This is a genomic window from Thiohalorhabdus sp. (assembly GCF_036628635.1).
Classification (GTDB): Bacteria; Pseudomonadota; Gammaproteobacteria; order Thiohalorhabdales; family Thiohalorhabdaceae; genus Thiohalorhabdus.
On the sequence record NZ_JAZKRM010000001.1, the window covers coordinates 96,605 to 122,090 of the forward strand.

The window sequence follows — 25,486 nt, forward strand, 5'->3', positions numbered from 1 at the left end:
GCGCCCGGATCGGCCGCGGTGGGAGGGACCGGCATGAGCCCTCCCCCCGTCCGAGGCCAGGCTGCCGGGCTGCTGCTAGGAGCGGCCATCGGCGGGGTCCTCGCCTTCCTGACCGAGGAAGTGGCCCGGGCGGCGGCCGCCAACCTGTTGACCCTGATCGCCGCCATCTACCTGGGCTTCGGCCTGGCCTCTGGAAAGCCTGAGAAGGTCCTGGTGCAGGGGCTGGGGGCGGGGGCGTTCTTCGCCCTGGCCGTCCTGGGCCTGTGGCTGAGCACTTGGTGGATCGTAGCCGGCCTGGTCCTGCACGGGCTCTGGGATCTGGGCCACCATGGGAGGGAGGGTGCGGTAAGGGAGATCCCCGAGGCCTATCCCCTGTTCTGCGCCTTTTTCGATTGGGGATTGGCGCTGGGGCTGGTTCTCCGAATCGGCCCGCTCCCCGCGTGGTAAGAGGAGCTCGGTCGGCCGGGGCCCAGGCTTCCCCCGGCAGCCATCGAGGCGCCCGAGGCCGGTTGCTGGATATCCCTGCCGAGCCAACCTGGAAAAAAGGAGGGAGCAAGAATGCCACAGGGACCAAGGGACTTTGTCTTAGCGGCAGGACTCCTCGTCACCCTGGCCTTTTTGGCTGCAGGTACCGCCGAGGCGGAAATCTACAAATGGGTGGACGAGGCGGACCGGGTTCACTACTCCGACAAGCCCAACGGCGGGGACCAAGCCAAAGAGGTCGAGACTAAAGCCCTGAGCTCATACAAGAGCCCCAAGATTCGGGAAACCTCGCTCGAGGACCGGAGGCCCAACGGCAACGGCGGGAAGCCGCATGTAACCATGTACAGCGCCGAATGGTGCGGCTACTGCGATAAGGCCCGGAACTACTTCCAGAAGAACAACATCCCGTTCACCGAATACGATGTGGAGAATAGTAAAAAGGGCCGCCGGGATTATAAACGCATGGGCGAGGACGGGGTGCCAGTGATCCTTGTGGGGCACCGCAAGATGCGGGGATTCTCGCCGGATTCATTCCGGAAGCTATACCGCAGCCAAAAGACCCGATAGACAAATCGGGCAAGACCCCCCGCTCCTGGCAGCCGGGTTATTTGGGCATCAGGCAACAGGCCGGACCTCCGCCCGAGCCCGCATACCTTCAAAACGGCCAGGATTAAGGTCAATCCGCTGAAATCTTGCGGCAGCCTTGCAATGACGGACCCGTCGATTTTAAGGTACCAATGGGTAGGTTATCCCTTCCCTTATGCTCTCATTCTTCCCGCCTCGGCCCTCTCAGCCCTTCTGCAGCAGCTCCCGCAGATCGATCACCGCCGCGTTGGCGCGCGCCAGGTAGCTCGACATGACCAGCGAGTGGTTGGCCAGCAGGCCGAAGGGCTCGCCGTTCAAGACCATCCAGGCGTCCTTCTCGCGCACGCTGTTCCTCAGCTCGCGGATGACGTGGTTGAGGCTGGGGACGGCGTTCTTGTCTTCAAGTACCGGCCGGAAGTCGTGACGGATAGCCTTGAGGAGGTGCAGCAGGCCCCAGCTATTGCCCCGGGCCTCCCACCAGACGTTGTCGATTTCCATCCATGGGGTGGTGGACCGCTCCTCGGCCGCCTCGGCCTTGGCCTGGGTGCCGGCGGGCTCGCCGGCGAGGTTGCGCTGGACGCGGATCTCGGGGCGGGCGGCGGCCAGGCGCTGGGCGTAGTCACCCAGGCGCATTTCCACCGTTTTGAGCCAGTCCCGCAGGTTGTCGGCGCGGACGTAGAACTGGCCGTCGGGGCCCTTACCGGCGTCGGCGAGGCGGGCCATGTAGGCCCGCAAGCGCTTTTGCCCCTTGCGGTATTCGCTCTCGGTGGAGGGGATGAACAGCACGCCCCACTTGGCGTAGTCGAAGCTGAACTGAGGGTCGGCCACTGCGAGGTCCGGGTCCTCCTGGGACTGGGTCTGCGAGCGCGTCATGTCGTCGCGCAGGGTCTCGGCGAAGTCGCGCACCTGGATGACCACGCCCGTCTCGAAGGACGGGATGTTATCCATCAGCACGCCCGGGGGCAGGATGTCGTTGGTGAGGTAGCCGCTCGGCTTGTCGAGCAGGAACCGGGTAAGCTCGTCCAGGGTGGCCGCGGAGACGTAGCCCACAGACAGCTCGCCATCCCCGAGATGGCCGCGTTGCTCGGCCATGTCCTTGGCGTTGGCCACCACGTCGAAGCGATCCGGCTGCATGCCCCACCACAGCGATAGTCCGAAGGGGATGACCAGGACAAGGAAGAACACCGCCGCCGCGATGGCGCTGGTCCAGACCCCGCCGGGGACCCAGCGGAACTTCAGGAATTCCCGGATGCGGCCGTAGAGGCCCTGCAGGCGGTCCAAAAGCCGGTGCAGGCGCTCCGTAGCGCCGGTTTGACGGTCCTCGTTGGCCAAATGGGGCTCCTTGGTTGCGGTTAGAGCGGGCCGGACCCCGCTGGAATGGGCACTTCAGCCGATGGGCCGGGCGGGTGGCCGGCGTGGGCGCGCTCCTTGCGAAACCCTCCGGACTGCGGGGATCCGGGATTCACGTCCACCGGGGCAGTGGTAAGGGACCCCAGCCATTCACAACCGCCCCGACCGGAAGATCGCCACGATCAGCCACATTCCGAAGAAGGCGGCCACGCCGAAGCCCACCAGCCCGAACAGGGGCAGGCCGTAGACCACGGGGCCGGCCTCGGCCTGGACCAGGGTGGCGGAGCCGATGATGAGCGAGGCTACCACCAGGGCGAAGGCGATGCGGTTGCTGGCCCGATCCAGCTCCTGCTCGAAGCGGTCCTGATTGCGCAGCTCCAACTCGATGGGCCTGCCCTCGCCCAGCCGCCGCAGGGTCTGGCGCAGGTCGCGGAACATGGCCCGGGCCTCGGTGCCGCTGTCCCCCACGAAGCCCCAGGCGCGCTGGGCCAGGCGGTCGGGGCGATAGCGGGCGCGCAGGACGCCGCGCAGGTAGGGCTCGGCCTCGGAGACCATGTCGAAGTCGGGGTCCAGCACCTGGCCCAGGCCCTCCACCGTGATCAGGGCCTTGGCCAGCAGGGCCAGGTCCGGCGGCAGGGCGATGTTGTGTTCGCGGATGAGGCGCACAAAGTCCACCAGGATCTCGCCGAGCTGCAGTTCCTCCAGGCGGATGCCGTGGTAGCGCTCGATGAAGGCCTCGGCGTTGCGCAGCAGCTCGTCCCGGTCCAGATCGGCGGGCGGCCGGCCGATGCGCAGGAAGGTGTCGACGGCGTCGTCGCTGCGGCGGTCGATGAGGGCGAGCAACAGGTCCAGCAGGTCCTCGCGCAGGTTGGCGCGCAGCCGGCCCACCATGCCGCAGTCGATGAAGCAGACCCGGTCGGGCTCGGGGAAGATGACGTTGGAGGGATGCGGGTCGGCGTGGAAGAAGCCGTCCCGGATGATCATCTTGAGGAAGGCGCGGGCGCCGCTGCGGGCCAAGGCGCGGCGGTCGTAGCCCCGTTCGTCGAGCTCTTCCGGTGGTGTCAATGCCATGGGGCCGGTGACGAACTCGGTCACCAGGACCGACTCGTCGGAGTACTCCCAGTACACCCAGGGGAAGACGACGTCCCGGCGGTTGCGGAAGTTATCCCGGAAGCGGTCGATGTTTCGCCCTTCCTGGGACAGGTCCATCTCGGCCCGGAAGCTTTCGGAGAACTCCTGGGCGATGCGCTCGGGATCGTGGCGGGCGATTTCGGTCAGGTGGTCGGCGGCAAGCTTGGCGAGGCGCTTGAGGATGGCCAGGTCCACCTCCACCTGCTCCCGGATACCCGGCCGGCGGACCTTGACCGCCACCTCCTCGCCAGTGGGCAGAACGCCGCGGTGGACCTGCGCGATGGAGGCGGTGGCGATGGGCTCCGGGTCGAACTGGGCCAGGCGCTGCCAGCCGGCATCGCCCCAGGATTCGCGCAGGGCCGTCTCGATGGCCTCCTGTGGGATGGGCGGCAGGCGGCCCTGCAGGCGGGACAGCTCCTCGATCCAGTCAGGGGGCAAAAGATCCGGCCGCGTCGACAGGATCTGGCCGATCTTGATGAAGGAGGGACCCAGCTCCTCGCAGATCAGCCTTACGCGCACGGGGGTGGTCAGAGCGCCTCCGTGCTCGGCGCGCCGCGCCCATTTGGGCACGAAGCGCGCCAGCCGCAGCTGGTGGATCAGCTCGCTGAAGCCGTAGCGGGCAAAGACCGTGAGGACTTCGCGCAGTCGGCCGACCTGGCGTAGTCCGTCCTGGCCGAATAAGCTCAACGGTCGCCATCCCCGCGCCTGTCTTCATTCCCCCGGGTTGCCACGTGGGCCTCCAGATTGGCTACCCGGGCCTGCAGCTGGCGCATCTGGCGGCCAGCCTCGGCCTGCTCCGAATGGGTCACCAGATGGGCCCGCCGCAGGGCTCGCTCCAGCTCCTCGCGGATGCGGTCGTCCAGGGGGGCCAGCTGCTCCCGCCCGGTCTCCCGCCAGGCCTCGGTCTCCCGCTCCAACCGGTCCCGGATGCGGGACCGGCTCTCCCGGCCGGTATCGGCGTAGAGATCGGCGTTGTGGCGGAAACGCTGCCAGCCGCTTACCGTCGCCCCCAGGGCGACATCCGCCGCCTTGCGCAGCCGTCGGAACATGGTGATCCCCCTGCCCTTTTGGTTGTCCGTAGTGGGGTCCGATACTAGCAGGCCTGGCGCTGCCGCGCCTATTCGGGTCCCCGCTCCAGGAGCCGCTCCAGGCCCGCCTCGTCCAGGACGGTAACGTCCTGCTCGCGGGCCTGGTCGAGCTTGGAGCCGGGATCGGCCCCGGCGACCACGTAGTCCGTCCGGCTGGAAACCGAGCCGGTTACCCGGCCCCCCCGGGCCGCTAGGGCCTCCTCGGCCTCCTCCCGGCTCCAACGCTCCAGGGTCCCGGTGAGCACCAGGCGCAGCCCGGACAGGTCCGGGCCCTCGGCCGTATCCCGCTCGGGCTCCTCGGGCACCACACCCTGGGCCAGCAGATCGTCGATCACCGCCTGGTTTCGCTGTTGGGCGAAGAAGGTGACGATGGCGTCGGCCACCGCCGGGCCGATGTCCGGGAGGGCCTCCAGGGTGTCGCGATCGGCATTGCGGATCGCCTCCAGGCTGCCCAGCCGGTTGGCCAAGGTCTGGGCGGTGGCCTGGCCCACAAGATCGATGCCCAGGCCGTAGATGAAGCGATCCAGCGGGGGGTGCTTGCTGGTCTCCAGGGCCCGCACTAGGTTGTCCGCCGACTTCTCGGCCATGCGCTCCAGCCCCTGGAGCTGCTCCCGGGTCAGGCGGAACAGGTCCGCCGGGGTCGCCACCAGCCCGGTCTCGATCAATTGCATGGTCAGCTTCTCCCCCAGCCCCTCGATATCCAGGGCACCCCGGCTGGCGAAGTGCAGGATGGCGCCGTGGCGCTGGGCCGGGCAGGCCAGGCCGCCGCTGCAATAGGCGTCGACCTCGCCCTCCGGGCGGACCACGTCGGCGCCGCACACCGGACACTGGTCGGGCAGCCGGTAAGGTTGGGTGCCCTCGGGGCGCTTTTCGGTGATGACGCTGACCACCTCGGGGATAACGTCGCCGGCCCGCCGGATCATGACCCAGTTCCCGGCGCGGGCGTCCTTGCGCGCCACCTCGTCCTGGTTGTGGAGGCTGGCCCGGGACACCGTGGCGCCGCCCACGTTGACCGGCTCCAGGAAGGCGATGGGGGTAAGCTTTCCCGTGCGGCCGACCGAGGCCTCGATGCGCTCGATGCGGGTCATCTCCTCCAGGGGCGGGAATTTGTGGGCCAGGGCCCAGCGCGGGGAGCGGGCGATATGACCGAGCTGGCGCTGGAGGTCGTAGCGGTCCACCTTGTAGACGGCGCCGTCGGCCTCGTAGCGCAGGTTGTGGCGGCGCGCCAGGAGGTCGTTGTAGATGGCCACGCATTCGTCGATGCCGTGAGCGGTCTGGATCTCCCTGAGCATGGGCAGGCCCCAGTCCCACAGCCGATGGAGCACCTCGCTGTGGCGCTCCCCCACCGGCTCGGAGACCTGGCCCAGGCCGTAAATGGAGATCGCCAGGGGGCGCTCGGCGGTGATCCGGGGGTCGAGCTGGCGCAGGCTGCCGGCGGCGGCATTGCGGGGGTTGGCGAACTCGTCCTGCCCGGCCTCGCGGCGGCGCCGGTTGAGGTCGGCGAAACCCTCTTTGGGCATGTAGACCTCGCCGCGTACCTCCAGGGTCTGCGGCCAGCTGGAGCCCAGCAGCTGCATGGGGATCTGGCGGATGGTCTTGAGGTTGGAGGTCACCTCCTCGCCCCGGGTGCCGTCGCCGCGGGTGCCGCCGCGAATAAAGCGCCCTTCCTCGTAGATCAGGGTCACCGCCAGGCCGTCGAGCTTGGGCTCCACGGAGTAGTCCAGCGGCTCCTCGGTGCCCAGCATGGACCGGATGCGCCGGTCGAAATCAAAGGCCTCAGACTCCTCGAAGCCGTTCTGCAGGGACAGCATGGGGACGGCGTGGCGGATCGCCGGGAGCTCGTCGAGGGGCTCGGCGCCCACCCGCTGGGTGGGGGAATCCGGCGTCACCCATTCGGGATGCTCGGCCTCGATCGCCTGGAGCTCGCGGAACAGCCGGTCGAACTCCGAGTCCGGGATCTCGGGGTCGTTGAGGACGTAATAGCGGTAGTTGTGGTAGCTGACCTCCCGCCGCAGCTCCTGGAGGCGCTGGTATTCCGGATCCTCGCCGGAGGGGCTGTCTCCCGCCATGTTGTCGTTCCCTTGCTCACCGGTTTGGGGTCGCCGAAAAGGGCCTATCCGGACCAGGCCCCAAGCCCCGAACGGCCCGCAATGGGCCTAGGGCAGTCGGCCCTGCCAGCGGATGGCAGTCCGGCCATCCTGGATCTCACCGAAGAGGGCCAGCACCTGCCGGGCCTCCGCTGGGGCGCCGTCGGGCACCCAGGCCTCGCCGTCGAACCGGGCGGTTCCGGCGGCCAGATCGGCCTGAAAGTCCCCTTGGAATCCCAACAGGCGCGCGCTGGCGGTACTGACCCGGCCCTGGACGTCCCCGGGCCCGCCGATCTCGGCCTCGCCGCGATAGGTCCCGTAGGAGCCCTCGGGGCCGAAACTAGGCAGGCGGAATTCGCGGAGGGTGCCCCGGAGGCTGCCGGCGTCCGGAAAACGGGTCCCGCGCAGGCCCTCGGCGGTCACCTCCAGGGCGCCGCCCTGGCCGAAATCGAGTCGGGGGTCCACCTCGCCCAGGCGGGTCAGGGGGAGGTTGGCCTCGGCCCGAGGAACGCGCCAGTTACCGCCCCACCCCATGGCCGCCCGGCCGGAGGCCTCCCCGCCCAGGGCCGCGGCCTCCAGCTCCGCCCCCAGGCGGCCACGCAGCAGCTGCCAAACGGCGATCCGGGCCTCCAGCGGGCCCCCTTGCAGGCGTCCCGATCGGGGGAGATCCACCGCGAATCGATCGATCGTGGGATGCCAGAGGGAGCCCTGGACGCCACTCACCGTGACGCCCTCCGGAATGGCCCCCTGCCCCCAGTGGACGACCCAAGCCGCCGGAACCTGAATCGCCAGGGCGACCAGGTAGACGCCGGCACCGAGCAGGCCAAGACGCACCCCCCGCCTCACTCCTCCGCCCTCCGTGGGGCCAGGGTCAGGCGCGCCCGCACCCGGCCCTGAGCCTCGTCAACCCGCTCGATGCGAGCCCCCTTCGCCACCGCTGCGCTCCGGCGCCGGAACGCCGCCAGCCATTCCAGCAGTTCGGCAAAGGCGACCTCCTCGAAAACCAGGCGGACGCCGTCGCCCTCGGGCCGGAGACCCTCCAGCTGCTCGGCCAGGCCGGCACCGTTCAGGGATTGCTCCACCATCGCCGGGGTCAGGTTGGCTTTCGAGGATTGGCCGCTCCCCCCGGATTCGGCCCGCATACGGCGGATCTCCTCCAGGTGGTCCTGCATCCAGCTGAGGTCTTGGCGCAGCTCGGGGATCTCCCGGGCCAGGCGGTTGCGCTCTTGCACCACCGGGGCGATGGCCCAATAGGCGATAGTGGCCACTATGGCCAGACCGGCAGCCACCAGCGCTGCCTTCTCCCGCGGTGCCCGTTCGGCCCACCATGCCCCCAGCATTCAGGCCGCGCCCTCGAAGCGGAGGCGGCCGGCCACCCGGCCCTCGACGAGCTCGGCTTCCTCCACCTCCACGGTGCCCAGGCGCCCCAGACGATTCTCCAGCCCCTCCAGGGCGCCGTAATCGGGTACCGAGACCTCCATAACCAGGGCCCGGCCGTTGAAGGTGACGGATTTCAGACGCCGATCCGTCTCGCCGTTCAGGGCCGGGGCCACACGGCGCAGAATGGCCACCAGATCCGCCCTCCCAGAGGCTTCGCCCTGATCCTCGCGGAGCTTCTCTAGCCGGTTCGCCATCTGGAAACGCGGATCCACGATATTGCGGGACTCCGGGAAGGCATCCCGGTAGGTCTCCTCGATGGCCGCCTCCAGCCGCTGGTGCTCGGCCCGGATGCGCTGACCCTCCAGCAGCCACTGGACGGCGGCTACGGCTACAAGGGCCAGGGCCAGGCCGGCGGCCGGGGCGAGCCGGCGGGCCAAAACCCGCGGGTCCCCGCGGGACGTGTAGGGGCCGGTGAGGAGATTGGCCTGCCCCCCTGGTAGGGGCTGCCTGGCCAACCAGGCCTCCCGGGAGCGGGTATCTTCGGCCACTTCGGTGGTTACTCCAAAGGGCTCCAGCCAGGGCTCCCAGGCTTCCAGGCGTTGGCGATCCGCCTCCGAGGCCACCCGCACTTGGAGCATCTCGGGCGGCACACGAGCCTCTTCCAGCGCCAGCAATAAGGCCCCTGGGGGCCGATCCCCGACCTCACCCGGCAGGCTGGCTCCGCCGAATCCTTCCGGCCGGCGCAGGAGGAAGGGGGAGCGGGTGGCGTCCAGAACCCAGGTCCCGGGGTTCGGGGGTGCCACCCCCAGATAGTCCGGAAGGAGGGCCCGGGGCCGGAGCCCCCGCTCGGTAAGCAGCTGGAACCAGGCGGCCATTCGCTCGTGCTCCGCCACGGCGACGGCCCGCTCGCGCATTCCGGGCACCGCCTTGAGCGGAACCAGGTGGTAGGCCCCCGGGTCCTGCAGGAGCTCCTCCTCCAGCGTGAACGGCAGGGCCTCCAGCAAGCGTTTGCGGTTGCGGGCGGGGATCGCCACCCAATGCAGTCGCACCGACTGCCCGGGGACGCAGGCCACGACGCGGGCCCCCGGAGAGAGGGGGGCTTCCTCGAGCGTGGCGGCAACCCCTTCCTCCCGGGGCTGGGACTCCTTGCCATAGCGACGGGCCCAGTAGACGCTGTCCGCGCCCAGGTAGACCCAACAATATTCCCCGCTTATGGCCAATTAGGGGATCTCCCTGCGGTGGCGAACGACCTCGGCCCGATTATTGGCCCGCCGATAAATGGTGGCAAGCCGGTGATCGACCTGGCCGAATTGGGCCCGAATGTGGGCCCTAAAGAACTGGGTTTGAGTGGTTATCCCCTGGACCGGCTCTTGCGGGTCCCCGGGCAGCGCAGCCTCGGTGAAGGCCTCCGGGCTGGCCAGAGGCTCCCGGTCCGTCCGCCGACGCCATTCCTCCCCCCGGGCCAGGGCCTGGCGCGGGCTCCCCCAGGGCCGAACGGTGGCCGCCAGGACCTCGGCGGTGGCGGTATTAACGTTGACCCCGGTAGCCTCGGGAAGCGCTGCGACGTGGGGCCGCAAACGCTGCCAGGCCTCTTGATCCACCCCCCTCACCAGCCGCAGTTCCTCGGCTCCGTGGAAGGGTCGGTTGGCCGCTTTATAGGGCGGTTGACGTCCCATGTAGTAGCTGTCCTCCGCGCCGCCCCCACCGGCGGGCAAGGCGTCGGCATCGACCCAGTCCACAGCGGCGTCGGCGATCCCGGGGGTGAGCTCGAGGATGCGCAGAAGCCGCCGGAACCGTTCCAGACTGACCTTGGCGACCTCGCCGTCCGGGGTGACCAGATTGTTCAGATTGAACCGCCCCTGCATGTCCTCGATGCGGCCGTCCAGCTCGCCCCAGCCCACGGGGAAAGGCGGCAGGGGGCGGGCCCAGGGATCCTGATGACCGTCGTGATCATTGGTGTCCTTGACCAGGAGCAGGCCGATCCAGTGCTCTGCCGCCCGGGCCACCTGGCGGGCCTGGGCCAAACTGGCACCGCTTTCCACCTGACGGATCCAGACCTGGTTGGACAGGGTGAGGCGGCTGACGATGGCGGTGAGCACCGCCACAACCAGCATGACGGTGATCAGGGCCACGCCCCCCTCCCTAGCGCGGGATGCCCACATGGAAGACCCGCCGGAATTCGCCGTGCTGTTCAAAGGTCAGGGTCAGCTCCACCGCCACCGGCAGGCCGGGGCCTGTGGAGGCTTCGCCAGCGTTAAGGGTTCGGCCCGGGGGCGGCCAACCCTGCTGCCAGCGGTTGCCGCCCTCCGCCAGGAACCGGGCCTTGGCCTTTATAACCCCGGTGATGAGCTCGGCTTCCCGGGTGTCGCTGGCCCGGGGCCCGTCCACCCGCGGCCAGGTGGCGCGGACCAATCGATCCTCCGGGAGCCGGTAGCTAACCCGCTGATAAGGGCTCACCGGTCCTTCCCGGAAGGAGGTCAAACCCCCGCGGCTGAAACGGAACAGGACCCCATCCAGACCGGCATCGGGGGATGCCGGCGCGTGGAAGGGGGCCCGCCATTGCCGCCCCGTGACCTGGGGAATCCGGGCGATGACCTGTTCCAGGTCCCGAGCCATAGTGCTGAAGGCCAGCTCCAGGCGCTGCCAGAAGTCCCGTTTGCGCTGCAGCCGGTCCTGGATGTCCACGCCCTGGCCCAGGGCGGTGTAGGCGGCCGTGGCCACCAGGGCGAAAATGGCCAGGGCCACGATAAGCTCGATGAGGGTCAGGCCCTCTTGGCGGGGTCTGGGTCGAACCACCAGGCTCATGATTGCCCGGGTCCGGTCGCTCGGGGCCGCTTCAGAAAGCCCTCCAGCGTGACCTGGCTCCCCTCGTCGGAATCGGGCCCCACCTGGATGGTAACCCGACGCAGGGCCTCCTCGTCGGTGGTCCGTATCTGCTCCTCCCAGGCCCATTCCCGACCGCCCATGCGGGTGGTTCCCTCGTAGGTGCGGGCCTCGGGCCACTCGCCGCGGGCCTGGCGCAGGACCAACCGGTTCTCGGCCACCCAGCGGGCCACCAGGCGCTCGGGCAAGCCCTGGGTGACCGCGATGCCCTGCCCCAGCCCCTTCCACAGGGCGGCGAGAGCGAAAGCCACCACCGCCAGGGCGGCCAGAACCTCCACCAGAGTAAAGCCGCGCGGGCCCGTCACCGTTCGTCCCCCTTCCGTTGCAGCCGGGCCCGGCCGACCACGTCGAGCTTGATCACCCGGGATTCGCCGCCGGCCCTCAGGGTCAGCCGGAAGCTGTCCTGCTCCCCGGTGGGGAAAAGGTGGACCTCGCCGGCCTCGAGGGCGGGCTGGCCGTTGACGGTCAGGTCGTTCCAGGAAACCCCGGGGGTCTCGTGGGTCTTGCCGAACAGGCCCTCTTTGATCACGGCGAATTCGCCGTTGGCCGCCTGCCGCTGGAAGCGGTAGCTGGATTCGGCGGGGCTGAGGACCAGGCGCCACCCCCGCGAGCCTAGCACGGCCTCCTGGCGGGCCCGATTCACCAGCAGCACCAGTTTCTCGGCCTCGTCACGGAGCCGGCGCTGCTCGCCGCCGCCCAGGGCAGGTACCACCAGCCCGGCAAGCACACCCACGATGGCCATCACGACCAGCAGCTCCAGGAGGGTGAAGCCTCCGGCTCCCGCGAGCGAACGGGATCCATTCGGGGCCAGAAACCCCCGCAGAGGGGAGGTCCTCCTAGAGGTTCCAGGAGCCGATGTCGTCATCCGTCCCCTGCTGACTGTCAGGCCCCAAACTGAACACATCCACATCGCCACGCTTGCCGGGGTTCAGGTAGCGGTAGGGATTGCCCCAGGGATCCTTGGGCAGGCTATCCAGATACCGGCTCCAGTTCGCCGGTTGCGGCTCGGTGCGGGGCTCCTCAACCAGGGCTTCCAGCCCCTGGTCGGTAGTGGGGTAGCCGTGGTTGTCCAGCTTGTACATGTCCAGGGCCGACTTGATGGCCTTGATGTCGTTCTTGGCGGCGGTGATCCGGGCCTGCTCGGGCCGCTCCATGACGTTGGGCACCACCACCGCGGCAAGGATGCCCAGGATGACCACCACCACCATGAGCTCGATGAGGGTGAAGCCGCGCTGCCGGTTGGGGGCGCGGGGGGGGAATGCCGTTGCTTGCTGTTGCCAGGCCATGCCCTTGCGAAACCTCCCTTGACCGGCGCCGGATCGGGGCCGGTCGGATCGCCAATGTGCCGGAGTACCCTGTACCAGCCATGTTACAGAATTAAAAAAGCCCCGCCCATGCGGGCGGAGCGGCTAAAGGGCGCCGGATCCGGGCTCAGAAAGCGTAGGAGGCGGATGGGAAGAACAGCCCGGGGCCGGCGCTGACCCCCTGGATCTCGGGAGTTCGGCGTAGATCGGGCCGGCAACGGGAAACGGACAGCCCACCCGCTCCCTGGCCTCGAGGTAAGATCCATGGTGAGGATACCCTCGATCGCCGGCTGGGGCTCGGAGTCGGCAAAGGCCCCAAGCAGCCGGCCGTCGTAGGTGACGCCCGCCACCTGTTGGAAGGCATCCAGACCGGGCCCGAAGGCACCGCCAAGGTCGCCACGAATGGCAGACCAACCCCCACCAGACCTTGATGGTTAACCCACCAGCTGGTTCATCTCGAAGATGGGCAGCAGGATGGCGAGGACGATGACCAGGACCACGCCCCCCATGACCAGGATAAGCAGGGGCTCCAGCAGGGCGGTGGCGGCAGCGACGGTGGACTCCAGCTCCCGCTCCTCCTGGGTTGCGGCGCGGCCCAGCATGCCCTCCAGCTCGCCGCCAACCTCCCCGGCCGAGATCATGTGAACCATCAGGGGCGGGAAGAGGCCGGAGGCGGCCAGGGCGCCGTGCAGGCGGCCGCCTTCCCGGACCGAGACCGCGGCCTGCTCCACCGCTTCCCGGATGGGTCGGTTGCGGACCACCCGGCCCCCGATAGTGAGGGCCTCGAGCAGGGGCACACCGCTCTCGGTCAGGATGGCCAGGGTCCGCGCCACGCGCGCCGCGTTAATGGTCCGGGCAAGGTGGCCGATGAGCGGTAGCCGCAGGATGAGGGCGTGCCAGCGGTAGCGGATGGCCGGCCGCCGGAGCGCAAGGGCCCCAGCCACTGCCGCGGCCGCCAGCGCGGTAACCAGATGGGGCCAGTAGGCCCGCAGTAAGTCGCTAGTGGCGATTAGGCCCCGGGTTAGCGCGGGCAGGGCCTGGTCGGTGTGCTCGAACACCCGCACCACCTCGGGAACCACGTAGGTGAGCAGCGCCACCACCACGGCCAATGCAACGATGGTCACCAGGATGGGGTAGATCAAGGCCGCGCCCAGCTTCTGGCGCATGGCCTGGCGCTGCTCGGTGTAGTCGGCGAGGCGGTCGAGGACGTCCTCCAACCGGCCGGATGCCTCCCCCGCCTCCACCATGGCCTGGTAGAGCTCGGGAAAGGTCCCCGGGAACTGGGCCAGGGCCTCGCTAAAGCTAGCACCCTCGGTGATTTGGGCTCGCACCCCGGCGACCACGGCGTGGAGGCGCTTGCCGGTGACCTGCTCCTCCAGGGCCCGTAGGGACTCCTCCAGGGGCATGCCGGAGCGCACCAGGGTGGCCAGCTGACGGGTCATCAGGGCCAGCGCGGCGGCCGAAACCCGACCACCGAGGCTCCGCCGACCGGTGGCGCTGGATTTTTCGGCTACGGGCTGGACGTCGACCGGGTATAGCCCCTGGCTGCGGAGCTGGGACCGGATCTGGCGGGGCGAGTCGCCCGTGGCCACCCCCTTGCGGGTGCGGCCCTTGGCGTCTAGGGCGCGGTATTCGAAGGCCGCCATATCAGGGCGATGAAAAACTGTTGCGGAGGCCGTCTGCTGCGTTGCGCACTGCTCGCTCCCTCACCTATCTGGATGATATGCCTCGGTCGCTGCGAGGTGTGCGCCTTGCATACGGCCTTCCTCACGACGTTTTTCAAAGCCCTGATATCAGGCCTGGGTCACTCTCAGGACTTCCTCCAGGCTGGTTATCCCCTCCAGGACCCGCTGGATACCGGATTCCCGGAGGGACTGCATGCCGCCGGCCCTTGCGCCCTGGCGCAGGGCCTGCTCGCCGCCGCCATCGTGGATGAGCTGGCGAAGATGGTCGTCCACCACCATGAGCTCGTAGATGCCGGTCCGGCCGCGGTAGCCGCTGCCGTCGCATTGGTTGCAGCCTACCGGCTTGTAGACGACGGTGCCCTCACCCGGCGCCAGGCCCAGGAGCTCGCGCTCCCCCGGGTCGGGCTCGTGCTCCTGGCGGCAATCGGGACAAAGCCGCCGTACCAGGCGCTGGGCCATGGCCCCGAGCATGCTGGAAGCCACCAGATAGGGCTCCACCCCCATGTCCACTAGCCGGTTGATGGAGCCAACGGCGTCGTTGGTGTGCAGGGTGGAGAACACCAGGTGCCCGGTTAGGCTGGACTGTACTGACACCTGAGCGGTTTCCAGATCGCGGATCTCGCCCACCATGATGACGTCGGGATCCTGACGCAGGATGGCGCGCAGGCCACGGGCGAAGGTCATGCCGCTTTTGGTGTTCACTGGGATCTGGCCCACGCCCTCCAGGTCGTACTCCACCGGATCCTCCACGGTGATGAGATTGCTCTCGGGGCTACGGACCTCCTGGAGGGCGGCGTAGAGGGTGGTGGTCTTGCCCGAGCCGGTGGGCCCGGTCACCAGGAAGATGCCGTAGGGGGAACGGATCAGGTCCCGGAACCGGGCCAGGGTGTCGTCGCCCATGCCGATCTCCGGCAGGGTCAGCGGCCCCTGCTCCTTCTCCAGGACCCGCATGACCACGCGCTCGCCGTACTGGGTGGGCAGGGTGGAGACGCGCACGTCCACGGTGCGCCCGGCGATGCGGAGGCTGATGCGGCCGTCCTGGGGAACCCGGCGCTCGGCGATGTTCAGCCGGGCCATGACCTTGACCCGGGCGGCCAGCCGATTGGCGAGGGAGGCCGGAGTCTCCACCAGATCGCGGAGCACGCCGTCGACCCGGTAGCGGACCAGGACCCGGGTCTCGAAGGGCTCGATATGGACGTCGGAGGCGCGCTCCTCGATGGCTTGGGTCAGGACCGCGTTGAGGAGGCGGATGATGGGGGCGTCGTCCTGGCTTTCCAGGAGGTCGGCGGTCTCCGGAAGCCCCGCGGAGGCCGCCTCCAGGTCGACGGCCTCGCCCAGATCCTCAACTGCCTCCGCGGCGGCCTCGGTGCGCTCGAATCCTTGCTGCAGGGCGCGCTTGAAGGCCTTCTCGGCAAGGACCACCATCCGAACCGGGGTTTCCACCTCGGCCTGGACCTCTTGGAGGACCTCCCAGCGCACATCGGGGCGTACCCAGACCACGCTGGCGCCGTCTTCGCGGAAGGCCGGCAAGACCCCCATCCGGCTGGCCTGGCCGAAGCCCACCCGGCCCACCAGCTGCGGATCCATGCGGGTGAGGTCGGGATTGGACTCGTAGTCCCAGCCCAGCTGGCGGGCCCGGGCCGCGGCCCAGTCCTCCTCCGAAATAACCCCCTGGTCGATGAGGCTCCGGGCCGCCCCCACGGGATCACCGTCGGCGGCCTCCAGGGCCTGCTGCCATTCCTGGTTGGAGATGGCGGTGGGTGGCGCCACGGTCAAGGCTCGCCCTCCTCCGGGGCCTGGCCGGCGGTTTCGCCTTTCGGGACGATCCGGTCCCATTTCTCCAGCGGCGGCGGCTTCTCCCCGGTTCCTTCCTCGATTCCCTGCACCTCGCGCAGGTCCTCCAGGTAGTTGTACTTCTCGCGGGTGGCCTGGTCCAGGTCGGCCGGCCCCCGGATGATCTGCGGGCGCAGGAAGATCATGAGGTTGGTCTTCTGGTGGTCCACGCTTTTGTAGCGAAACAGGGCACCGAGCAGGGGAATCCGCCCCAGGAGGGGGACCTCCTGGACGCTTTTGTTGACTTCGTCCTCGATCAACCCGCCGAGGACCACCATGCGCTGATTCTCGGCCACCACCGTGGTGTCCAGGGAGCGCTTGTTGGTAACGATGTCCTGGGCCTGGCCTTGCTGGGTAACACTGGATACCTCCTGGTAAATATCCAGCTTGATGGCGCTGCCCTCGGTGATCTGGGGCTTGAGCCGAAGGGTCAGGCCCACGTCCTTGCGCTCGATGGTCTGGAAGGGGTTCTGGACATTGGTTCCCTGATTGTTCTGGGAAAAGCTCCCGGTCACGAAGGGCACGTTCTGCCCCACCACGATCTCGGCCTCCTCGTTGTCCATGGTGAGGAGGTTGGGCGTGGAAAGCACGTTGGCATCGGAGCGGCTCTCCAGAGCCCGGACCAGACCCAGGACGTTGGCCACATTGGTGCCGTTCGGAAGGGTCAGGGTGCCGTCCACGTAGCCCACGCTGAGGCCAGCTCCCAGCCCCAAGGGGTTCTGGGCGGCACCCTGGATGCTGTCACCCACAGAGAAGCTGCTGGTGCCGACGACGCCCTGGTTGTTGCCTTGAAGGCCATTGGCGGCCTGCCACTGGATACCGAACTCCCGTGCGGTTTCGGCGGAGACCTCGGCGATGAGGGCTTCCACATAGACCTGCAGGCGGCGAACATCGAGCTTTTCCACCACGTTCTGGATGGTCTGGAAATCGTTTTTCCCAGCGCGCACCACCAGGGCGTTGGTCTGGGGATCGGCCTTGAGGGTGACCCTATCCCCGCCCTGCTCGCCGCCACCTTCCTTTCGCCCCCCCACGGTATTCTGAAGGATCTCCACCAGGCTCTTGGCCTCGGCGTTTTCCAGATAGATCACATGGGTTTGCCCGCCCTCGCCGGTGGGGGTGTCCAAGTCCTGGGCCAGGTTTTTGATCTCATTGCGTGTCGCCTCGTCGGCCCGGACCACCAGGGTGTTAGTGCGGCCGTAGGCCATGATGGTCAAGGCGCCCCCGCCTTTTGCTTTCTGACCTCCCTTCTGGCTATACAGCTTGGTCAGCTTTTCGGCCAGGTCTTCGGCACTGGCGTGAACCAGGGAAATCAGCTCCACCTCGCCTACATCGGTGGACCGGTCCAGGCGCTCGACGATGCCCACGATCTCCTGAATGTGGGCGGACCTTTCGGTGATGATAAGCGACTCGGTGTCTGGATAGGCCACCAGATGGCCGTAGGGGGGTATAAGGGGGCGCAGGATGGGAACAAGGCGCTGGGCGGAGACGTGGTCCATGTGGATGACCCGGGTGACCATGCTGGTTCCCGGGGCGGCCTTTTCCTGGCTATTGAACTTGCCTTCCTGCTGGGGAATGATCTTGGCAACCCCCCCCTCGCCCCGGGCGAGGACATAGCCGTTAGTCTCCAGAACGGACTTGAACACCCGAAAGGCCTCATCCTCGTTTAGGCCCTGGGGCGCGATGACGGTAACCTTCCCCTCAACCCGAGGATCCACCAGGAAGTTGCGCCCCGTGAATTCCGCCACCGCCTGTATCACGGCCCGCAGGTCGGCATCCTGGAAGTCGAAGTTGACCTTGGCGGCGAGCGGGGAGGTGGCATGGGTAAGGCCGAGGTAGACCACGGCAACCAAGATAAGGCGGCGCACAAAGTTTCTCCCTGGCCGGATGGGTGTGTCTGGCTTACTGAACGTCATAGCTCAGCGTCCTGGATTGCCCGTCCCGTAGGAGCTCGAGCTGGAACTGCCGGGACCCTTTGAGCTCCTTGTAGGCCTTCAAGGCCTGGCGCGGCGAGCGAACATCCCGACCGTTGACCCGCTGGATGACGTCACCCTCTTTCACGCCGAGGTCTTCGAAAACACTTCCTTCCTGGATATTCACTACCCGGAACCCGATCTTCTGACCATTCCTGCTAGCCGGTACGGCCTTAGCCTGACGCAGCAGCTTGGGCAGATTATCCAGCTTCTTCTGCAGGGTGGCCTGCGGCACCACCCGCTGGTTTTGGCTAACTTGCCGGATGCTCCGCTGGCTATTGGCCCGTCGCCCCTCGCCCTTCTCCACCTCGGGAACCTCCAGCTTGAGGACCTCGGTGACGCCATTGCGGCGAAGGACGACCCGGCGCTCCTCGATACGGAGGATTTTCGCCCGGCCGTTCACCTCGTCTCCGGGGTGATAGATGGTTTCCTCGCCATTGGCCGGGGCGATGATGGCTAGCTTGGTCCCTGCCCCGCGGGTGGCGATGATGCCCTTCAGGGTCAATTCCATACGGGTCTCCCGTACCGGCTCGGTTGCCGGCTCCGATCCGGGCTGGGATACCGGCGGGGTGCCGAAAAGGTTCTTGAGCGCGGCAGGCAGATGGCCCCTGGCCGGGGACCCGGTATCTGCGCCCTGGGACCCTGTTCCCGAGGTTGGCTGCGAGCCCTGGGCCGACGGCGCCTTGGATACCGATGCGCCTCCCGTGGGCCGAGGGGCGAGCTCCCAGGTCAGCCCCGCCACGGCCACGGCCAGCACGATCACGAGCGCTGCCTCGAGCCAGCGGATGAGGCGAAGGCCTACCGACCCGGAAAAGAGGCGCTCCAGAAAGCCAGCCAGGGTAATCGTAGGCATCGGAGAAGTAACCAGGATTATTTTGGTCGGGGCTATCCCGGCGGGAAAGCCCCCTTTTTATCGGAACCGAGCGCTTGGTGCGTGAGCTGCTCCGGGTGGGGTTGGGGAGTGGTCTTGCTACTCCCTTATCTAAGGATTCAACCGCGTTTTACAGGGAAAAACCCGCCGAAGACAAGGACCCGAGCCCGATGCCAAGTGGCGGTTTTCCGTTTTGCGCTGGGCTTGGGGCCAGCCCTTCCCCGCGAAAGAGGGTTTGCCGCAGGTGGTTCCGGTTAGCCCGCCCCGGTGTAGACCAGCGGCCCGGCCGGGCCGAGGGCCCAGCCGCCAATCACCCAGAGGCTCAGCAAGACCAGCCAGACCGCCAGGAAACCCAGGCTGTAGGGCAGCATGGTAGCCACCAGGGTCCCCAGGCCACCTCGCGGAAGGTAACGCTGCATTAGTGACAGGATGAGGACCATGTAGGGATTGAGGGGGGTGATGACGTTGCTCACCGAATCGCCCACCCGGTAGGCGGCCTGGGTCAGCTCCGGGCTGATCCCCGCCTGCATGAACATGGGCACGAAAACGGGGGCGAAGAAGGCGTATTTGGCCGAGGCCGAGCCGATGAACAGATTGCCCACCAGCACCACCAGGACAAAGGCGACGGTCAGAACCGCCGGCGGCAGGGCCAGCCCGGCCAGGAAATCGCCGCCCACGATGGCCAGCATCTCGCCCAGATGGGAATAGCGGAAGGCCTCGATGAACTGGGCGGCGAAGAAGGCCAGCACGATATACGGCCCCATGTCTGCCATGGTCCGGCCCATGAGGGCGGCGGCGTCGCGGTCGGAGCGGATGGCCCCGGCGACCGCACCGTAGACGATCCCCGGGACCAAAAAGAGGATCAGCAGGATGGGGACGATGGCCTCCACCCAGCGGGCGAAGCGCTCACCCGTGCCGTAAAGGGGCGCACCGGGCCAGCCGATCAGCAGGACTAGCCCCACCGCCAACGCCAGCAGGGCCCAGCCGGCCGCCCGCAAGGCCCGGCCCTCCCGGTCCGGGTCGGTGCGGTGACTGCGCTCCGCCGCCACCTCCCCCGCTCTGTCCAGCCCCCGGGTACCCAGGCGCGGTTCCACCCAGCGGGCGGTGATAAGCCAGCCGGCCAGGGGCAGGAGCAGGGTAGAGGCGATCATGAACCACCAGTTGGCGGTGACCGCTACCTGGTAGTCGGCATCCAGTACACGCGCCCCGGCAGTGGACAGCCCGGCTAGGAGAGGGTCCAAGCCGGTGATGACCAGGTTGGCGGAGAAGCCAGCGGAGACACCGGCGAAGGCAACGGCGATGCCGGCCAGAGGCGAGCGTCCCAGGGAGGCGTACAGGGCGGCGGCCAGGGGTGGCAGCACGACGTAGCCGGCGTCCAGGGTCAGCGACGATAGGATGCCCACCAGCAACAGGATGGGGGTCACAAGGGTCCCCGGCACCCGGTTCATGGAGCGCTCGATCAGGGCGGGAAGCAGCCCCGAGCGCTCGGCCACGCCGATGCCCAGCATGGCTACCAGGACCAGGCCCAGCGGGGGAAACTGGACGAAGTTCTCCACCAAGTGGGCCAGAAGCCACCACACCCCGTCGCTGTCGAGCAGGCCGCGGGCGGCGACCATTTCGGCGGTGGCCCCGTCCTCCCCCGCCACCGTCTTGGTAACCGACCACCCGGCGACCTCGGCCACCTGGGACAGGGCCATGATCACCAGGAGGGCGAAAAAGAACAGGGTAGCCGGATCGGGGAGGCGGTTCCCGGCCCGCTCGACCCGGCCGAGCCAGCTCTCCCCGTCTGGGGCGTGCTTGGTCATGAACGGCCTCCGAACCTATTCCGGACGGGCCTCAACCGCGCCCCGGGCAATGGCCATGCCCCGTAAGGCGTCGGTAGCATTCACCCCCTCCGGCGCCGGCTTTTGCCCTCATCCCGGAGAGTGGGCAAGGGTAGGTGGGGGTTTCCGAAGCTCGGCGTTGTAGGCGCCGGACCCGGGCCATCAATCGCTCGGGATCCAGGGGTTTGGCCAGGAAATCGTCGGCCCCGGCGGCCAGGGCCTGGGTCTCCTCCCTGACCGACATGGTATCGGCCAGAAGCAGAAGGGGCACCTCCCGGAGGCCGGGCTCCCGCCGCAAGGACTCCGCGAGGGCAACGCCGTCGAGGTCGGAGCTGTCCCTGTCCGCCACCACCAAGGCGGGGGCTTGTCGACGGATCCGGTCCAGGCCCTGGCGGCCCGAATCCGTTACCGAAACCGCCAGACCCCCGGTGCGCAGGATGGAGGCGACCATCTCCGCATGCCCCGCCTCCCCGGAAACCACCAGCGCGGTTGCCCTTTCCGCCCAGGTCTTGTCGGCCTCTTCCCACAGCCGCCCGCCGTCGATGGCCACCCCGGAAGGGACCTCCAAGCCGCGGAGGACCTCGGTCAGGGAGACCTTCCCCTGCATGGCCTTGATCAGGCCATCCTCGAACATCAGGTGCATGCCGTTGCGCCGGGCCCGATCCACCAGCTCCGCTTCGGTGGCGCCGCTGTTGATGCCTTCGGCGATCTCCCGGTCCAACAGCAGCAGCTCGTAGAACCCCATCCGCCCCTTGGTCCCCTGGCCATCGCAGGTTGGGCAGCCCTGGCCCTCGTAGAAGGTTACCGTGTCGGGGATGTTGTAGCGGGCCCGCAGGCCCTGGCCCACCTCCACCGGCTCGCTGCAGTCGGGGCAGTTGCGCCGCAGAAGCCGCTGGGCCAGAACCCCCGACAGGCTCGAGGCCAGCAGGTAGCCGGGGACATCCATGTCCAAAAAGCGGGTTACGGCCCCGACGGCGGAGTTGGTGTGCAGGGTGGAGAACACCATGTGGCCGGTTTCGGCGGATTCCAGGGCGATCTCGGCGGTCTCCTGGTCGCGGATCTCGCCCACCATGATGATGTTGGGGTCCTGACGCAGGATGGAGCGCAAACCGGCGGCGAAGGTCATGCCCGCCTTGGGGTTCACCGGAACCTGGTTGATCTTGGCCAGCTGATACTCGACCGGGTCCTCCTCGGTGACGATGTTGACGTCTTCCTTGTTGATGGCCGACAGGACCGAATACAGGGTGGTGGTCTTGCCGGAGCCGGTGGGGCCGGTCACCAGGAGCATGCCCTGGGGTTGGCGAATGATGCCTTCCAGCGCCTCGTATTCCGCCCGCAGGAAGCCCAGCTTGGCCAGCTCCAGGCTGCCTCCCGATTGGTCGAGGATGCGCATCACCACCTTCTAGCCCCAGTAGGTAGGCAGGGTGGACACCCGGAGGGCCAGCGGGTTGCCCCGGTAATGGAGCTTGATGCGGCCGTCTTGGGCCGCCGGGCAACGGAGATGTCCATCCCGGCCAGGACCTTGATGCGCGAGACGATGGCGTTGTGCGCCTTGCCGGGCAGCTCCACGGCCTCTCGCAGGGCCCCGTCAACCCGGTAGCGGACGATGACGTTGGCTTCCTGGGGCTCCATGTGGATGTCCGAGGCCCCCTTGTGGATGGCCCGGATAAATATGTCGTTAACGATCTTGACGATGGGCGAGGCCGAACTCTCCCGCAGCAGCTGCTGGGTGTCGCCATCGCCTTCCTGGCTTTCCCCGCCCATCGACTCCGCACCCTCCAGGTGGCTCAGGGCATCCTCGAGAAAGCCGGTTTCTTCCGGCGAAGCGGCCGACTTTTCAGCGCCCTGTATATCCGGTGTGAACAGTTCATCCAGTTTTTCCCGGAGCTGCTCCCGGGGGGCCAGAACCGGTTGGATGGATCGGCCGATGGAAAAGCGGACCTCGTCCACGCGGCTGACGTCCCAGGCCTGGGCCATGGCCACGTAGATCTCGTGGCCCTTCCGGTAAAGCGGCAGGGCCAGGTAGCGGCGGGCGGTGCGCTCCGGAACGAGCGACACCAGGTGGTCGTCCAGGGGGATCTGGTCGAGGTCGGCAACGGGGATGCCATAGAGATCCCCGGCGATTTGCAGCAACCGGTCTTCGCCGATGGCACCGGTTTCGACAAGGGCCTCCTCCACGGCCACTCCGTGGCTCCCGGCGTGGGTGCGCGCCGCCTCCAACTGGGCCTCGGTCACCAGCCCCTGGTGGCGTAGCTCGCGGATCAGGTCGGAGGTTCTGGGGTTCACCAAATGCGGTCCTCGCGGCTCAGCCGATAGGCAGGGAGGAAACCACCTCGAAGCCGACACGGTAGCGGTCACCCTCGACCTGGCAGTGGCTCACCAGCCCCTCGTGGATCGCCCCCGCCTGCTCACCGTCAATGTCCAGTCGGGCGTAGGTTCCGGAATCCACCGGCTCGCCGGCAAGTAACCCGAAGCCACCGGCCGAGCGGTCGCGGATGCGCACCGATAGGGCCTGCCCGTGGACCACCAGGCGCGCCTCGCCGTTCGTCTCGTGACGGGGCGCCAGCCGTTGGTCCTCCGCCATCCGCTCGCGCAGGACGACCACCCGTTCCCGGGTGGTCCGCAAGTAATCCACGATGACAGGGTCCACCGGCCCGGCCTCCGCCGCCTCCACCAGGGCATCGAGGTGCGCCAGCCAGTCGCTGAAATTGCGAACGGATGGTTCGCTCACCGCGAGCCCCTATCGAGCTCGAACCGGGCGACGGACTCCACATGCCCGGTATGGGGGAACATGTTGGCGATGCCGGCGGTGGCGAGGCGGTACCCGGCGTGCGCCAGGATACCGGCGTCGCGGGCGAGGGTGGCCGGATTGCAGGAGATGTAAACGATGCGCTCGGGGCGCAGGTCGCTCGCCAGCTGCTTGACGGCCTCCACCGCCCCCGAGCGCGGCGGATCGAGCAGGACCTTGTGGCTTCCTCGGACGGCGGGGATATCGGTCAGCCGGGCCGACTCCAGGTCGGCGGTGGCGAAGTCGGTTCCCTCCGCGAGGCCGTTGGCGGCGGCGTTGGTCCCGGCCCGCTCGACCAGGGCGCCCTCCCCTTCCAGCCCTGCCACGGTGGCCCCGGCGCGGGCGAGCGGCAGGGCGAAATTGCCGATGCCGCAGAACAGGTCGAGGATCCGTTCCCCGGGCCGGGGGTCCAGCTGGTCCACCGCCCGCGCCACCAGCTGGCGATTGACGGCCCGGTTGACCTGGACGAAGTCGGTGCTGCGGAAACGCAGGGTGACCCCGGAATCGGGGAGCTCGTATAACAGCTCCGCGGGGCAATCGGGGTCCAGGGGCCGGGCGGTTTCCGGGCCCCCGGCCTGGGTCTCCACCACCACGCCGTGCTGCGCCTGGAAGGCCGCCAGCCGCTCGCGGTCGCCCTCGGTGAGCTCCGTCAGGTGCCTGATGGCCACGGCGGCGTCGCCATCGGTGGCTGCCACCTCGGCCTGGGGCACCCGGTCGGGCCGGCTCATGCCCGCCACCAGCTCCTTGAGGGGCTGGATCAAGGCGTCCAGGCGCGGCTCCAGGACGGGGCAGGCGTCCATCTGGGTGACGAAGCTCGAGCCGCGCTCGCGGAAGCCCACCAGGACCCCCTTGCGACGCACCTGGCGGATGCTCAGGCGGGCCTTGGCCCGATACCCCCACTGCGGCCCGTCCAGGGCGGGCAGCCAGGCCTCGGGAGCGAGGCCGGCCACCCGCTCCAGATTGTCCCGCAGCCAGCGCTCCTTGGTGGCGATCTGGGCGTCCCCGGCGAGGTGCTGGAGGGAGCAGCCGCCGCACACCCCGAAAACGGGACACGGCGGCTCCACCCGGTCCGGGCTGGCCGCCAGGATCGCCTCCACCACGCCCTGATCGTAGTGGCGGCCGCCCTTGGTATACCGGAAGCGCACCCGCTCCCCGGGCAGGGCCCCGGCGATGAAGACAACCTTGTCGGCCACCCGGCCCACACCCCGGCCCTCGTGGTCGAGGTCCTCGATGACAGCCTCCACGCCTTCGGCGGTCCCCGGATCAGCCGTCATCGCCGCCCCCTTGGGAGCCGCGCCAGGCCTGGTGGAAGGCCTCCAGGTGGGGCCGAGCGCTATTGCGAAGGTAATCCGCAAGCAGATCGAGCTCGCCGGTCAGCTCGTCGGGGGCCAGGCTCCCCGTGTTCACCAGCCAGTGGAGATAGACCCCGTAGGTGTTGATCACGTCCGTCTCGCAGTAGTCGCGGATCTCCTGGATATCCCCCGCCAGCCAGGCCTCCAGGACCTGGGAGCCGTCCATGCCCATCTTGCCGGGAAGACCGGTGAGCGCGGCGATCTCATCCAGGGGCGCGAAGGCCCCGCCCTGATAGCCGGAAAGGACATCCATGAGGTCAGTGTGGCGCTTGTGGAAGCGGTTGAGGTAGTTGTTGAAGCGGAACTCCCGGTCGGCGCCGCCTTCTTCCCAGTAGCGGCCGGCCACCACCCCGTTGATGAGAGCGCGATAGTTTAGCACCGGCAGGTCGAAGCCCGAGCCGTTCCAGGACACCAGGGTGGGGGTATAGCGCTCCAGGCCGTCGAAGAAGTGCTGGATCAGCTCCGCCTCCGAGCTATCGGCCTCGCCCAGGGACCAAACCTTGATGCCCTCATCCAAGCGAGGGTGGCGAAAGACAACGGAGATGGCCACCACCCGGTGGAGGTGGTGGCGCAGGAACTCCCGGCCCCCGGTCTCCTGACGCCTGCGGGCCTGCATGGCCCGGACCGTGTCCGCGTCGGACAGGCCCTCGAGCCCGTACAGGCGGCCCCCGCCTTCGATGTCGGGAGCGGTCTCGATATCGAACACCAGGACGTTCAAGGGCCTGTCCCCGTGGTTGCCGTGGTCGCTTCCCCGCCATCCGGGGTCCGGCCGGCGGTGCCCGCCAAGGGGCTCGGGTCAGCCGGTGCGGAGAGATTACCCCACCACCGCCCTGGGAACAAAGGAAGGCCCCGGTGGGCATCGGGGCCGAGAAG

Annotated in this window: 24 protein-coding genes; 2 read left to right on the forward strand and 22 right to left on the reverse strand. The window is 68.3% G+C overall.

The features are described 5' to 3' along the window. The first annotated feature begins 33 nt into the window (after nucleotides 1–33). Together V5A19_RS00455 and V5A19_RS00460 are read left to right on the forward strand one after the other, a co-directional pair. Entirely contained in the window at nucleotides 34–447 is a 414-nt protein-coding gene (locus V5A19_RS00455; protein WP_332317797.1) for a DUF6010 family protein, read from the forward strand. Nucleotides 448–558: 111 nt separating this feature from the next. Further along, nucleotides 559–1,050 carry a glutaredoxin domain-containing protein gene (locus V5A19_RS00460; protein WP_332317798.1) on the forward strand — a complete coding sequence of 164 codons (492 nt, stop codon included), beginning with the start codon at nucleotides 559–561 and terminating at the stop codon, nucleotides 1,048–1,050. A gap of 222 nt (nucleotides 1,051–1,272) precedes the next feature. Here the strand turns inward: V5A19_RS00460 and V5A19_RS00465 are convergent, their stop codons facing one another. From V5A19_RS00465 to V5A19_RS00570, 22 genes are all read right to left on the reverse strand, one after another. Further along, nucleotides 1,273–2,400: a DUF2333 family protein gene (locus tag V5A19_RS00465; RefSeq protein ID WP_332317799.1), complete on the reverse strand. Its 1,128-nt coding sequence runs from the start codon at nucleotides 2,398–2,400 to the stop codon at nucleotides 1,273–1,275. A gap of 168 nt (nucleotides 2,401–2,568) precedes the next feature. Beyond that, the gene (locus tag V5A19_RS00470) at nucleotides 2,569–4,236 is read right to left on the reverse strand and encodes an ABC1 kinase family protein (RefSeq protein WP_332317800.1); all 1,668 of its coding nucleotides are present in this window, start codon (nucleotides 4,234–4,236) and stop codon (nucleotides 2,569–2,571) included. Next, complete coding sequence (locus V5A19_RS00475) at nucleotides 4,233–4,598, reverse strand: hypothetical protein (protein WP_332317801.1); 366 nt, start codon at nucleotides 4,596–4,598, stop codon at nucleotides 4,233–4,235. The genes V5A19_RS00470 and V5A19_RS00475 overlap by 4 nt, the downstream gene beginning before the upstream one ends. A 68-nt stretch (nucleotides 4,599–4,666) precedes the next feature. Next, entirely contained in the window at nucleotides 4,667–6,706 is a 2,040-nt protein-coding gene (gene ligA, locus V5A19_RS00480) for an NAD-dependent DNA ligase LigA (RefSeq protein WP_332317802.1), read from the reverse strand. Nucleotides 6,707–6,793: 87 nt separating this feature from the next. Continuing rightward, on the reverse strand, nucleotides 6,794–7,558 hold the full coding sequence (gene gspN / locus V5A19_RS00485) for a type II secretion system protein N (protein WP_332327668.1): 765 nt from the start codon (nucleotides 7,556–7,558) through the stop codon (nucleotides 6,794–6,796). Nucleotides 7,559–7,566: 8 nt separating this feature from the next. Then, a complete protein-coding gene (locus V5A19_RS00490; RefSeq protein WP_332317804.1) occupies nucleotides 7,567–8,064 on the reverse strand; it encodes a type II secretion system protein M in 498 nt (165 codons plus the stop codon). Further along, nucleotides 8,065–9,324 carry a type II secretion system protein GspL gene (gene gspL, locus V5A19_RS00495; RefSeq protein WP_332317805.1) on the reverse strand — a complete coding sequence of 420 codons (1,260 nt, stop codon included), beginning with the start codon at nucleotides 9,322–9,324 and terminating at the stop codon, nucleotides 8,065–8,067. Next, nucleotides 9,325–10,236 carry a type II secretion system minor pseudopilin GspK gene (gspK, locus tag V5A19_RS00500; protein WP_332317806.1) on the reverse strand — a complete coding sequence of 304 codons (912 nt, stop codon included), beginning with the start codon at nucleotides 10,234–10,236 and terminating at the stop codon, nucleotides 9,325–9,327. It abuts the gene before it with no gap. Nucleotides 10,237–10,246: 10 nt separating this feature from the next. Continuing rightward, complete coding sequence (gene gspJ / locus V5A19_RS00505; protein WP_332317807.1) at nucleotides 10,247–10,909, reverse strand: type II secretion system minor pseudopilin GspJ; 663 nt, start codon at nucleotides 10,907–10,909, stop codon at nucleotides 10,247–10,249. Further along, entirely contained in the window at nucleotides 10,906–11,292 is a 387-nt protein-coding gene (gene gspI, locus V5A19_RS00510; protein WP_332317808.1) for a type II secretion system minor pseudopilin GspI, read from the reverse strand. Before gspI ends, gspJ begins: the two co-directional genes overlap by 4 nt. Next, nucleotides 11,289–11,897: a prepilin-type N-terminal cleavage/methylation domain-containing protein gene (locus tag V5A19_RS00515; protein ID WP_332317809.1), complete on the reverse strand. Its 609-nt coding sequence runs from the start codon at nucleotides 11,895–11,897 to the stop codon at nucleotides 11,289–11,291. The genes gspI and V5A19_RS00515 overlap by 4 nt, the downstream gene beginning before the upstream one ends. Continuing rightward, nucleotides 11,824–12,273, reverse strand: coding sequence for a type II secretion system major pseudopilin GspG (gspG, locus tag V5A19_RS00520; protein ID WP_332317810.1), 450 nt, complete (start codon nucleotides 12,271–12,273; stop codon nucleotides 11,824–11,826). The genes V5A19_RS00515 and gspG overlap by 74 nt, the downstream gene beginning before the upstream one ends. A gap of 452 nt (nucleotides 12,274–12,725) precedes the next feature. Further along, on the reverse strand, nucleotides 12,726–13,937 hold the full coding sequence (gspF, locus tag V5A19_RS00525; RefSeq protein WP_332317811.1) for a type II secretion system inner membrane protein GspF: 1,212 nt from the start codon (nucleotides 13,935–13,937) through the stop codon (nucleotides 12,726–12,728). A 147-nt stretch (nucleotides 13,938–14,084) separates the two neighbouring features. Next, entirely contained in the window at nucleotides 14,085–15,656 is a 1,572-nt protein-coding gene (gene gspE, locus V5A19_RS00530; RefSeq protein ID WP_443081404.1) for a type II secretion system ATPase GspE, read from the reverse strand. A 92-nt stretch (nucleotides 15,657–15,748) separates the two neighbouring features. After that, a complete protein-coding gene (gene gspD / locus V5A19_RS00535; protein ID WP_332317812.1) occupies nucleotides 15,749–17,674 on the reverse strand; it encodes a type II secretion system secretin GspD in 1,926 nt (641 codons plus the stop codon). 34 nt (nucleotides 17,675–17,708) lie between these two features. Next, the gene (gene gspC / locus V5A19_RS00540; protein ID WP_332317813.1) at nucleotides 17,709–18,632 is read right to left on the reverse strand and encodes a type II secretion system protein GspC; all 924 of its coding nucleotides are present in this window, start codon (nucleotides 18,630–18,632) and stop codon (nucleotides 17,709–17,711) included. Between the two features lie 272 nt (nucleotides 18,633–18,904). Further along, nucleotides 18,905–20,455 (reverse strand): AbgT family transporter, encoded by a 1,551-nt coding sequence (locus tag V5A19_RS00545; RefSeq protein WP_332317814.1) that lies wholly within the window; start codon nucleotides 20,453–20,455, stop codon nucleotides 18,905–18,907. Between the two features lie 31 nt (nucleotides 20,456–20,486). After that, nucleotides 20,487–21,866: an ATPase, T2SS/T4P/T4SS family gene (locus tag V5A19_RS00550; RefSeq protein WP_332317815.1), complete on the reverse strand. Its 1,380-nt coding sequence runs from the start codon at nucleotides 21,864–21,866 to the stop codon at nucleotides 20,487–20,489. Further along, nucleotides 21,866–22,759 carry a GspE/PulE family protein gene (locus tag V5A19_RS00555; RefSeq protein WP_332317816.1) on the reverse strand — a complete coding sequence of 298 codons (894 nt, stop codon included), beginning with the start codon at nucleotides 22,757–22,759 and terminating at the stop codon, nucleotides 21,866–21,868. The genes V5A19_RS00550 and V5A19_RS00555 overlap by 1 nt, the downstream gene beginning before the upstream one ends. A 19-nt stretch (nucleotides 22,760–22,778) precedes the next feature. Continuing rightward, the gene (locus tag V5A19_RS00560; protein ID WP_332317817.1) at nucleotides 22,779–23,204 is read right to left on the reverse strand and encodes a PilZ domain-containing protein; all 426 of its coding nucleotides are present in this window, start codon (nucleotides 23,202–23,204) and stop codon (nucleotides 22,779–22,781) included. Beyond that, on the reverse strand, nucleotides 23,201–24,535 hold the full coding sequence (gene rlmD, locus V5A19_RS00565) for a 23S rRNA (uracil(1939)-C(5))-methyltransferase RlmD (protein WP_332317818.1): 1,335 nt from the start codon (nucleotides 24,533–24,535) through the stop codon (nucleotides 23,201–23,203). The genes V5A19_RS00560 and rlmD overlap by 4 nt, the downstream gene beginning before the upstream one ends. Further along, a complete protein-coding gene (locus V5A19_RS00570) occupies nucleotides 24,525–25,331 on the reverse strand; it encodes a 3'-5' exonuclease (RefSeq protein WP_332317819.1) in 807 nt (268 codons plus the stop codon). The genes rlmD and V5A19_RS00570 overlap by 11 nt, the downstream gene beginning before the upstream one ends. Nucleotides 25,332–25,486 lie beyond the last annotated feature (155 nt).